The sequence below is a fragment of the Methanosarcina sp. genome (assembly GCF_035390745.1).
Lineage (GTDB): Archaea > Halobacteriota > Methanosarcinia > Methanosarcinales > Methanosarcinaceae > Methanosarcina.
The window spans coordinates 1-10,509 of sequence record NZ_DAOOUJ010000083.1; the positions used below are offsets into that span (position 1 = coordinate 1).

Here is a 10,509-nt window from a genome sequence, read left to right on the forward strand (position 1 = left end):
GACTATATTATATCTGTTTTAAGGCTAAGACTTATTTCTCGGATCTGGTGGATGCAATTTCCGTTTAATCTGATTTTGATTCGCAGATATCGAATCCTATAATAAAAGTTCCCATGCCTGCTGCTGGCTTGAGACCCATTACAGATCTTATATATTCATCAGAGGGAGTAGAAGGGGATGCCAGTACGATATTGGTTAACCCTTCCACGCACTCTAAATCTTCACATTTTTGGGGCGGAAGAACAACGGTGATCGGTTCTTTTTTGGCATCCTTTGGCTTTGGCACTGCGCTTTTATATATTACGAAATTTCCCATCACCAGCATATCCTTGCACTGTTTGCACTCTTCGAGTTTTTCGGGGTCATAAACGTCCTCACCTACTTTCTCCCCGTACTGCATGAGAATCACATTTGGTCCTTCAGGCCAGACATAGTCCATATTGGTTGTAAAGGCTATGATTAACTGGCGTTTGAGAACCTCCTTGATTCCTTGATTATCTCCGATTCCCATGCCCATCAAAACTGCCCCTTCGGCTTTTTTCTCGAGCTCAAATATTTTTTTCTTATCTTCTTCATTCAAAATGTATGTGTCTTCCACGCCTTTCATGGCTTTTATCCTGCAGAGGACATCCTGGATAATATCTTGGCATTCCAAAACTGATACCCCTTATTGTTTTTATCCTATGTTGCGCTGTTTATATATAAATTTTAGATATAAATAGATCTTTGGCTTTTGTGCATGAATAATCAGGCTGCACTTTCTTCAGGGTTTCTCTCCTTCAGTAATTTCCACCCTGCTGTTTTATATATCTTTCTTATTTTATATTTCTCCAATTATATCGTCAATTTCTAATATGTTCCATATTAACTGTATGCCGTGAAAAATAGGCAATCTTCTACTTTTATTATTATAAAATTAATGGAAGTCTGCTCAAAAAATATGAGAATTCTTTAATATGTTTGTCTGCAGCTTTATCCACAATTATTTTCCAGCCTTTTACAGATTAATTTGAACTCCGACTTTTGAATTGATATTTTTTTGTCTGGTGCGCTCCTCGATAAGGGTACATCTCACAAGCTAATATAATTTAAGGCATCTTCTTTCTTGAACATGCCTGTTGTCCTGTAAAAAAGCATTCAAGCTGTCGGAAAAACCAAATTTTGCTCTATCTTATGTGAAATGAAGATTCCAAGCACGAAAATCAGAATAATCCTTATTTAAAGAAGTTTTTAACAGGCTGTAAGGTCTGAGTTTAAATGTTTTTTACATAATGGTTTTTTAAAACTAGTATTGTTTTAAATTATTTAGTTGCATTTCTTAAACATACTATCTTTTTTCCATAGTATTTTATAAGCGTTTCTACTTCATCCTGCATATTAACCTCTGACGAATATTCCGCCTATGTTCTTTCGACATTTACCGTCATTTGTATCGTTGTTTTGCGCTTTTCCTCATTAATTCCTGTGAAATAGACCACAAAAGATTTAATAATGCAATTATTTTATAGAACACTTGTAATCCAATTTAGAGGGATAAGGAGGGAATGAAATCCTCTTCGGCAATAGACGAAATGGACAAGTCTTATTTGGTGAAGAATGGTGAAACCCTTTAAGTGTTCGATCCCGACACTTCTTCTTACATACGATATATCTTAACAAACATGGAGGAAACAATAAAATGAAGAGATTTGCAGCAGTATCACTGGCTGTTCTCATGCTTCTTACTGTATTTGCATCCGCCGCAAGTGCAGCAAATGTAACAAGCGCAATTGAGATCCGCGGTCCAGTGTACAACGGCTCTGATATCGATGCCATTATTGATACATATGGCGACGGTACCACCCTTTCAATCGATGCTACAGAATTTGCAGCATTCTACTACGACATTGACGATAACGTGACAACAGAAACCCTTTCCATTAAAGACGTTTCAGGAACTGAAGGAAACGTCATTGGAGAAGGCGGACTTGTCTACCAGACCACCATCCAGAAAGTTGCTTATGAATATGAAAAGCCATCTATCGGATGGAGCAACTACAGCCTGATCGGCTTCTTTGCAGACAAGTACATCCCGATCAACCCTGACAAAGCTGACAAGCTTGCAAAGCTCGTCCTTGACAGCGATGACAAGTACACCATCAGAACCGGTGAACAGCTCGACCTCGGTGAAGGATACACTATCGAAGCCAAGCAGGTCGACGTTGACGGTGAGAAAGTCTGGCTCGAATTCCAGAAGGATGGAGAGTTCATTGACGACGAAATCATCTCAGTAGGTTCTAACGCCAGCAACACCTGGGAAGTTGAACTTGATGACATCCAGGACGAAGACGATGTCGTTGTCCTCAGAGTGCATGTCAACCAGGTCTTCCAGGGTGCAGTCGACAGCATTGCCCAGATCGAAGGTCTCTGGCTCATTGACTACGCAAACGCAATGACCATCGAGTCTGACGACGAATTCGGTGACCTCGACGATGTCCAGATCAACGGTGACACCCTTACCATCACCAACGAAGACACCATCACCCTTACAAGGGATGACACTGTTGAAGTTGCTGAAGGTCTTGGCTTCAAGGTCGCTGACACCAGCTCCAGTGTGCTCAGGTTCTATGCAGTAAAGGATATCACAGAACCAGGTACCTATGAGGTCAGGGGACAGGTCGCTTCCGGTTCAGGTGACTTTACCTGGAATGCAACCAACTTTGCAGGCTTCTACTATGACCTCAATGATAACGTCGAAACTGAATCCCTCAGCGTCTCCGATCTTGACGGAAACGTCATTGGAGAAGGCGGTCTTAAGTACACAACCACCATTAAGAACGTTGATTACGAGTACAACAAGCCTTCCATTGGCTGGGACCAGTACCCTGTGATCGGCTTCTTCGCAGAAGAATACATCCCAATCAATGCTGACAAAGCTGACAAGCTTGCAAAGCTCATCCTTGACAGCGATGACAAGTACACCATCAGAACCGGTGAACAGCTCGACCTCGGTGAAGGATACACTATCGAAGCCAAGCAGGTCGACGTTGACGGTGAGAAAGTCTGGCTCGAATTCCAGAAGGATGGAGAGTTCATTGACGACGAAATCATCTCAGTAGGTTCTAACGCCAGCAACACCTGGGAAGTTGAACTTGATGACATCCAGGACGAAGACGATGTCGTTGTCCTCAGAGTGCATGTCAACCAGGTCTTCCAGGGTGCAGTCGACAGCATTGCCCAGATCGAAGGTCTCTGGCTCATTGACTACGCAAACGCAATGACCATTGAGTCCGATGATGAGTTCGGTGACCTTGACAATGTCAAGATCAAAGGTGCCACCCTTGAAATCACCAACGAAGACACCTTCACTCTTACCAGAGATGACGATGTCGAAATCGGTCAGGGAATGTTCTTCAAGGTCGCTGACACTCCAGTCTCTGAACTCAGATACTACCCATTCGTTGAGAAGACTATCGGCGAAGGAGAAGTAGTTGAAGAGCCCGAAGAAGAAGGCAACGTAACTGAAACTGAGGAAGGCAACGTAACTGAAACTGAGGAAGAACCAACCGAGGCAGTAACTGAAACCGAGGGAGTTACTGAACCAACCGAGGAAGGAACTGAGCCAACCGAGGCACCAACTGAAGAAGGAAAGACTCCAGGATTCGGAGTTGTCCTTGGTCTTGTTGGACTCCTTGCAGTCGTCTACCTCGTCAGGAGGAACAACTAAATTCTCTGAGTGAAGGGTTCTACCCTTCTCTCTTTTAAATTCCTTTTTTGGTTTCTTTCTTACAGTTAACTTTTTATTTACGGACTTCTTAGTTCTGGCGATTCTTTTAAATCTAAAATCCTGAATCTGTAAGCCGCCTGGTTTTTCAGGGTTTAAGATGAAGGTGAAGTTTCATGAAAAAAACTATAGCTTTAATATCTGTGTTTGCGGTTTTGATGATCGCGTTTTCAGGCTGTGTGGGTAATTCTCCTGCAGCAGTTAACGGGACAGATTCGGACAATCCGGGAACAAACTCAGTTTCTGATGAAGATGCAGCTGGAATAAGTACACTTGAAACCCTTCCTGCAGGCTTTGAGTACTATGATACTGCTTCATTCCCCATAGATCAGACTAAAAGTGATTACAAAGCTGAAAACGTCTCTGGGGTCCTTAATGTTTCTGAAGGAATTTATAGAGATTCCAATAATACCGAATACCATATAGATGTGATTGAGCTTGAAAACAAAGAAGCTGCAAACAATTTTATCAATGCATACAAAGCTTCTTTCCCCCCATTAAGTAACGGCTCCCGTTTTACTGACGTTTCTTTTAACGGGCACTCTGCCGTGAAAATCACCGAGTATGTTACAGATGGAGGAAAAACTGTTCCCAGATACTCCTATCTCTGGAGCAATGAAAACTATGTAATCAGGGTTTTCGGAAATACTCCTGAAGAAGCTCCTATAAAGCAGCTGGCAGAAGCAACAGGATACTGATTATTCAGTAATCTGATGCTTTTTCTTTTCCCTTTTTTTCTTTTTATCTTTGAAACCAGGATAGATAGAAAACAAAATCGAAATCAAAATGCTGAAAAAAAGTAAGCAGATTTGAAAACGAGAATAAGCGGACAAGAACGAAATCTGCATAATCTGCTATTTCTATTTCTTATCCGCCAGATGTGAATATTTTCACTCCAATTCTCTGAGTGTCCTTCCAGATAGTTTTTTATATCATGTTTACCGCTTAAGTCGTTCACTTTATAAGCAGAACGCCTTTTCCGCCGGCATTAACGTCACCTGTAAACTTGCGGTAAGTGACACCTTCAAGCTCTTCCGTACCTTCTTCTTTATAGGAGGGAAGCATGTCAAAGACTTCACCTTTTATAATGACAGTGCCGTTCTTCATTTCGCTTGCCGGCATGGTCGCTTTGCCTTCAATAATTATTTTCCCGCCGTTGTTTGAGATTGCAGGAAGGAGTCCAGCATCGCCTTTTACGAAGATTTCTCCTCCGCACATATGCTCTCCGAGGTAGTCCTTTGTATTGCCGTTGACAGTAATCTTTCCTCCGCGCATTCCGCAGGACTCTCCACGGTAGCCTGCACCCACATAATAGGAAGCATTTCCGTTGAGAATAATCTCTCCGCCTGACATCTCGCAGCCGAGCCAGCTGTCAGCATCTCCGTTGATTACGATCTTTCCGCCTTTCATCCCAAAGCCGCAGTGCATATCCACGTTGCCGTTGATCTCTATTTCTCCAGCAGTCATGTTTTGCCCTATGCGCTTTACTCTGGAAACATCGCCTTCGAAAACCAGCTTTGTATTTTCCACGGAGTCTTTGCCTTCTACTTCTACAGTAAAGAAGTCCCCAAGTGGGCACTGCCCGTTTCCGTACCAGATAAGTATCTCTTTTATCTCTTCTGCGGTTTTGCCTGCAAAGTTGTCAGGGTTTATATTATCGGCTTCAATGGGGATTTTATTTGCTTTTTTAAGGGAAAGTTTTACGACCTGCATTTAGAAAACCCCCTCAGTGCTGATTTCAACAGGCTTCGGGATGTACATATCCTCAACCATGTAATTGGATTTGCTGACAGTATAGTACTTCCTGAATTTGCGGTCTATATCTTTCTGCATTGCAGTATCGACGCTTTCCGGAACTTTCGCATTCACCCAGTAAGTCTTCCCTTTCGGGGTCTCTTCGATTTCTCCGTCTTTTACAACGACTTCCCCGCTCTTCAGGGTGTATGCTGCCGATGAGAAGGCTTTCTTGACCTTCGCATATTCTGTCGAGGGGTCAACCTGGCCTGGAAGGATGTCATAGATCGCAATGTCAGCATCAGAGCCGGCTTTAAGGTTCCCTTTCTCAGGCATGCTGTATATCTTTGACTGGGTGCTTCTTGTCATGACAGCAAGCTCATAGAAGTCGAGTTCCCTGTCAATTCCAGGCAGTACCATCCTGTCAAGAGCCATCTTGGAAAAGCCTGAGATTACCTCTGCTCTCCTTTTCGCACTCATGAGGTAGGTAAAGGCTTCAGGATAGTTAACAAAAGATCCGCCGTTAGGACTGTCAGTTGTAAACATGACTTTCCAGGGGTCCTTTACAAGCAGGGCGAGTTCAAGTCCGATTGCCCACTGGACTGCGTTCACGAAACTTTTTGGCGAATAGAACAGAGGCACGACACCTGAAGCGTCTTCCAGTTCAATATCCTGATTGCTCCACTTCTCATGCAGCATTCTTGCGTTTGCGTACTCAACAGGTCCATCTGCGGTCATTGTTACTGCGGGTCCGAAGATTACCTGTCCAAGGTCAAAAGTCAGGTGGTCTGCCCCGTTCACATAATCCGCAACCATCGGGGCCCCAGTCTCGAAGTCTCTCCATGACGTTCCTGCGTAGGCATTGAACTGCACGTGAGTTACGTGGAGAGCCTGCCTGTCCCGGCTTGGTTTTACCTTCTCAAAAAGCTTCATGGTTTCTATGGTGGTTGCATAGTTTCCTGGCTTTCCGAGGTTGTTGCAGTGTACATGAACTGAATGCGGAAGCTGAAGGCGTTCGTTGGCTTCTGCAAGCCCCATAAGGATCTCTGCAGGAGTTACATCAAAGTTGGGGACAGGGTCGTAGAGTCCGCTTACGTTCTTTCCCCAGCCCCAGGCTTCTCCTCCTCCGGGGTTTACAATCTTTACTCCGTAACCCCTTGAAGCTTTCAGGCCCCAGGCAATATAAGCTGCAAGTTTTTCAGGTTCTTTGTCACGGATGTACTCCATGACCTGCCAGTTGCTTCCGAAAAGTGACAGCCCCATTTTGTCGAGGATAGGGATTTCCTTAAATTCTTCGTGGGTATGCCTTGCAGCAAGCAGGGGAATTGCAGCTTCACAGATAGTTGTATACCCCAGTTTTGCATACCTGTATCCGATGGCGTAAGTGTTTGGAGTATTGTAGCCTACCTGGGCTCTTGTCTTTTCAGTGCGTGCAACCTGACCCGAGAGTCCGGGTACAGGGTTTTTCCTTGCATCGTTGGGGTTGATGAAGCGTCCTACGTTAATTTTTCCTGCGCTGTGTGTGTGCCCGTCAAAGCCACCTGCCATGGTGAGCTTGCCTTCTGCATCAATAACCTTCGCATTTCCAGAGACGCTGTCCACAATTTTGCCGTCTCTTATGCAGATATCCATGGTCTCGCAGTTAATTCCCTGAACCGGATCACAGACGCTGGCGTTTTTAATCAGGATTTCCGGCATTTTATGCACCTCTTTTGAGTTCCCTGACTTTTGCAGTCAGGTCTTTTACGATTTCTACGTCGGTCTTAAACTTGGTATCTATCAGTTTTTTCATGCGGAGGGAAATCGCATCCATACGGTAAGCCGTGCCTTCCGCTTCAATTCCCACAACTGCCGATGGGATCACAACATCTGCGATTTCGGTCGTCGGGTTGGCATACGGGTCAATCTGAATTACAGGAATTCTTGCAAGGTGCCTGACAGCCTTTTGCGGGAAATGTGCCCCCGGATCAGCTGCAGCTATTATTGCAGCATCAGGCTCTTCGCGAACAAGAAGGTCGTTTGCACCTGTTTCGCCGGGGTTGTAATAGGGATAGCCTCTTGCAAAGTCAATCGCCATCGGAAAGCCGGTCTCCCAGGTAGCTACCTGCCCGAAACCGGTAACATTATAGTGTCCGCGCATTCCGATCATTACGGCTTTGGTGTGCTGATTAAGGTCTGAAATAAGGGAGGACACTGCATCTCCGTTTTTGTACTTTGAGCGGGACTGGGTGACTCCCATGCCGAAGAAAATGCATACGAATTTTGCGTTCTTCAGGGTCTCTGCAAGCTCAAGAACTTCAGCTCTGGGAACGCCTGCAACGGTTTCCGGAACAACATCCTCATGCCCGTTTACAATTGAACGGAGGGCTGTTACAAGGAGCAGGTCTGAACCCTGTTCAATTTCAACATATTTATCAGCGATTTTTGCAGTGTCGGTCTTTCTGACGTCAATAACTACCATTGTCCTGCCTTTTCGCCCTTTTTCGGTAAAGAAACCTTTTGAAAAGCTTGAGTAACGGGACATGTGCCTGGGATGGGCATGAACAGGGTTGCAGCCCCAGAAAACAATTACATCTGCCCTGTTCTTTATTTCTCCAAGAGAGGCTGAAGGGGACCCTTTTTCCTGAGCAGCAAGAGCGGAAGGCCCGTGGCAGACGTTTGCCGTGGAATCTATTACCGAACCTGTCTCTTCTGCAAGCTGAATCGCTCCGCTTATTGCTTCGCATGATGTAGAGCACCAGCCATAGGAAAGTGTCCTTCTGGAGTTTACCAGGATTTTTGCGGCAGCTTCGATTGCTTCCTCATAAGATACAGGCACAAGTTCCCCATCTTTTCTGATCATAGGGGTTTCTATCCTGTCATGCTCGAACATGCCGACAAATTTGCTGTGCCCCAGGATGCAGGCGTTTTCGATTTTTGTAATCTTATTATCTTCAACGGTGACTGTGATATCGTCGCAGAGGGACCCGCAGAGGGAACATACTGCGTCTTTAATTACTGGCATATTTTTTCCTCCGAATTATTCTGTTTTCTCCGGTGATGAAAATATGAATTTCTTGCTTCAGGGGAATCTGGAATTCAGTCTTCCAGGTATTTCCTCATGAGTGACTTCATTTCCAGAGGCTTTTCGTCCGTGACTTCAATCTCGGCAGGAACGCCTTTGAATCCCGGCATTCCGCAGCCGTGTGTGTCAGGATTGAGCACTGCATTAGCCCAGGGGCCCATAGGGATAAAGGCAAGGCCGTCAGGGTTTCCTTCATTTGCCTTTGCAAACACCACCACTTCCCCAAACTCAGTGGTGACCTTCAGGCTGTCCCCTTCGGAGGCACCCAGCTTTTCTAAGTCTGCAGAGTTCAGTTCGCAGTAAGCACAGGCGTCAAAATAACCTTTATGTGTTTTAGCTTCCAGATGTGCGCCCTGGTCGGCGGTCCTTCCGGATATGAGGTTTGCTTTTATTTTCATGGAAATTCCTCATCTGGGATTTAGTCCAGGTATATAGATAAACTGAATTAGTTGGATCATTTTTTGAAGCATCAATCTCTTTTCTAACAGCCTTTTGACCTTATGATTTCAACATTTTGTTCAGGACTGATTGTTGGCCTAAAGTCCGCGCGGTCTCGAAGGTTTTAGCTTCTGGATTTATGGGGGAATTGAAGATTTCTATTTTGGAATTAACTGCCCGGGATTTACTTTTAGTAAACTGTACTGTTAGAGTTTAATTGTTAAAGTAAGTTTTAATGGAAGTGTGATCAAAATCAATTCCTCAACTGGCGGTTAAGTCCTGAAGGAAGTCACCGGTCTGAAATGTGTAATCATCCGGCAGTTTCATTGATTGAGGATCTATTTCGATCATTCGTTATAATTATCTTGTTTATATATATTTATTCAGATTTATATTCGCTTTCAGCCTATAAACATGATATAAAGATTTGAATCTCCACCGGATTCACTTTTCAGCTTTCCTTTTTTTAAAAATCGACCTGAAAGCTTACGTTATATTACTTCTTAATTATATAATTATGTGCTATATAGGCTATATCCCAATAATTTCCTTTTGTTATATATTACCCTATTATGTCAGGACTAACATAACGTGTTCACTGGTACTCTTAATGTATTCTGAGAGCTAACAGGCTTATCTTTTCCATTATTGACCTGTATTTTTTCACTTCAAAAACAGCTAAAATGCTCATTTTCCTCACTTCCAATCGTTACCCTTTAATATATGTTAATACATTTGTGTGTTGCAAGCCCGGATAGCCTAGTCGGTTGGGGCGCCAGACTCATAGGGACTTTATATGAGGCGTCTTTAATCTCCTGAGATATCTGGAGGTCGCGTGTTCGAGTCACGCTCCGGGCACCTGATTTTTATTTAAAATGTTTTTTATTTTATTTTTTTTCTAAATTAATGATACATAGATAAAGCTCAACTGCTGAGTTCAACTGTCAATTTCAAGCTTTTTCTGTCTGGCGTATCGGCAGACAAAAGAGGAAAAATAATTCATTCTTTGCAGGAACGAGTTTCTTCCTTCCTTAACTTTTTTAATGACATTTTCAAAATTTATAGAATTATCAAAAGATCCTGGCTTAAAAGCAGGATTATGTTAGGAAAATATATTTGTGGTTACGTATCAAAACTTATTCACTAATCTTAAATTCTCTATATTTTAAATCATAGGGGGGCGGGCTTATGAACATTAAGGTAAAATAAATTGTTTCAGACCTTAATGGAACTCTTGTGGATGCTATGTCAATTCTAAGAACGCAGGACTTTTCGCTATCGGAGTGGCTCAGACAGTAAATCCAGATATTCTAAAAGAAGCAGGTGCTGATCTGGTGATTGAGAAAGTCGGTGATGCACTGAAAATGGACTGGAAGAAAATAGAGATATGAAGCTGAAAATCATTTTTTTGCCAATCTGTAACAGCAACCTTTTCAATTAAATCGAAGTCATTTTGCAAATAATAAGGTAGAAACTCAAAAGAGTTCTCTTTTTTCTCTCATAAATAACC

7 protein-coding genes and 1 tRNA gene are annotated in these 10,509 nt (G+C 43.4%); 3 read left to right on the forward strand and 5 right to left on the reverse strand.

Annotated features, from left to right (window positions below):
* Positions 1-64 precede the first annotated feature (64 nt).
* Complete coding sequence (locus tag PLL47_RS13575) at positions 65-655, reverse strand: hypothetical protein (RefSeq protein ID WP_324446979.1); 591 nt, start codon at positions 653-655, stop codon at positions 65-67.
* A gap of 1,023 nt (positions 656-1,678) precedes the next feature.
* Between PLL47_RS13575 and PLL47_RS13580 the strand changes: the two genes are divergently transcribed.
* Complete coding sequence (locus PLL47_RS13580) at positions 1,679-3,706, forward strand: MA0829/MM1976 family S-layer protein (protein ID WP_324446981.1); 2,028 nt, start codon at positions 1,679-1,681, stop codon at positions 3,704-3,706.
* Between the two features lie 173 nt (positions 3,707-3,879).
* Complete coding sequence (locus PLL47_RS13585) at positions 3,880-4,461, forward strand: DUF4367 domain-containing protein (protein ID WP_324446983.1); 582 nt, start codon at positions 3,880-3,882, stop codon at positions 4,459-4,461.
* A 256-nt stretch (positions 4,462-4,717) separates the two neighbouring features.
* On the opposite strand, the gene PLL47_RS13590 is transcribed toward PLL47_RS13585, so the two are convergent.
* The 4 genes from PLL47_RS13590 to PLL47_RS13605 form a co-directional block, all read right to left on the reverse strand.
* Positions 4,718-5,476 carry a formylmethanofuran dehydrogenase subunit C gene (locus tag PLL47_RS13590; protein WP_324446985.1) on the reverse strand — a complete coding sequence of 253 codons (759 nt, stop codon included), beginning with the start codon at positions 5,474-5,476 and terminating at the stop codon, positions 4,718-4,720.
* Complete coding sequence (locus PLL47_RS13595; RefSeq protein ID WP_324446987.1) at positions 5,477-7,195, reverse strand: formylmethanofuran dehydrogenase subunit A; 1,719 nt, start codon at positions 7,193-7,195, stop codon at positions 5,477-5,479. It lies immediately after the preceding gene.
* Position 7,196: 1 nt separating this feature from the next.
* Positions 7,197-8,501: a formylmethanofuran dehydrogenase subunit B gene (locus tag PLL47_RS13600; protein ID WP_324446989.1), complete on the reverse strand. Its 1,305-nt coding sequence runs from the start codon at positions 8,499-8,501 to the stop codon at positions 7,197-7,199.
* A gap of 74 nt (positions 8,502-8,575) precedes the next feature.
* On the reverse strand, positions 8,576-8,959 hold the full coding sequence (locus PLL47_RS13605; RefSeq protein WP_324446991.1) for a molybdopterin dinucleotide binding domain-containing protein: 384 nt from the start codon (positions 8,957-8,959) through the stop codon (positions 8,576-8,578).
* Between the two features lie 788 nt (positions 8,960-9,747).
* On the opposite strand from PLL47_RS13605, the gene PLL47_RS13610 reads away from it, so the two are divergent.
* A tRNA-Met gene (locus tag PLL47_RS13610) sits at positions 9,748-9,857 on the forward strand.
* The last annotated feature ends 652 nt before the right edge of the window (positions 9,858-10,509 follow it).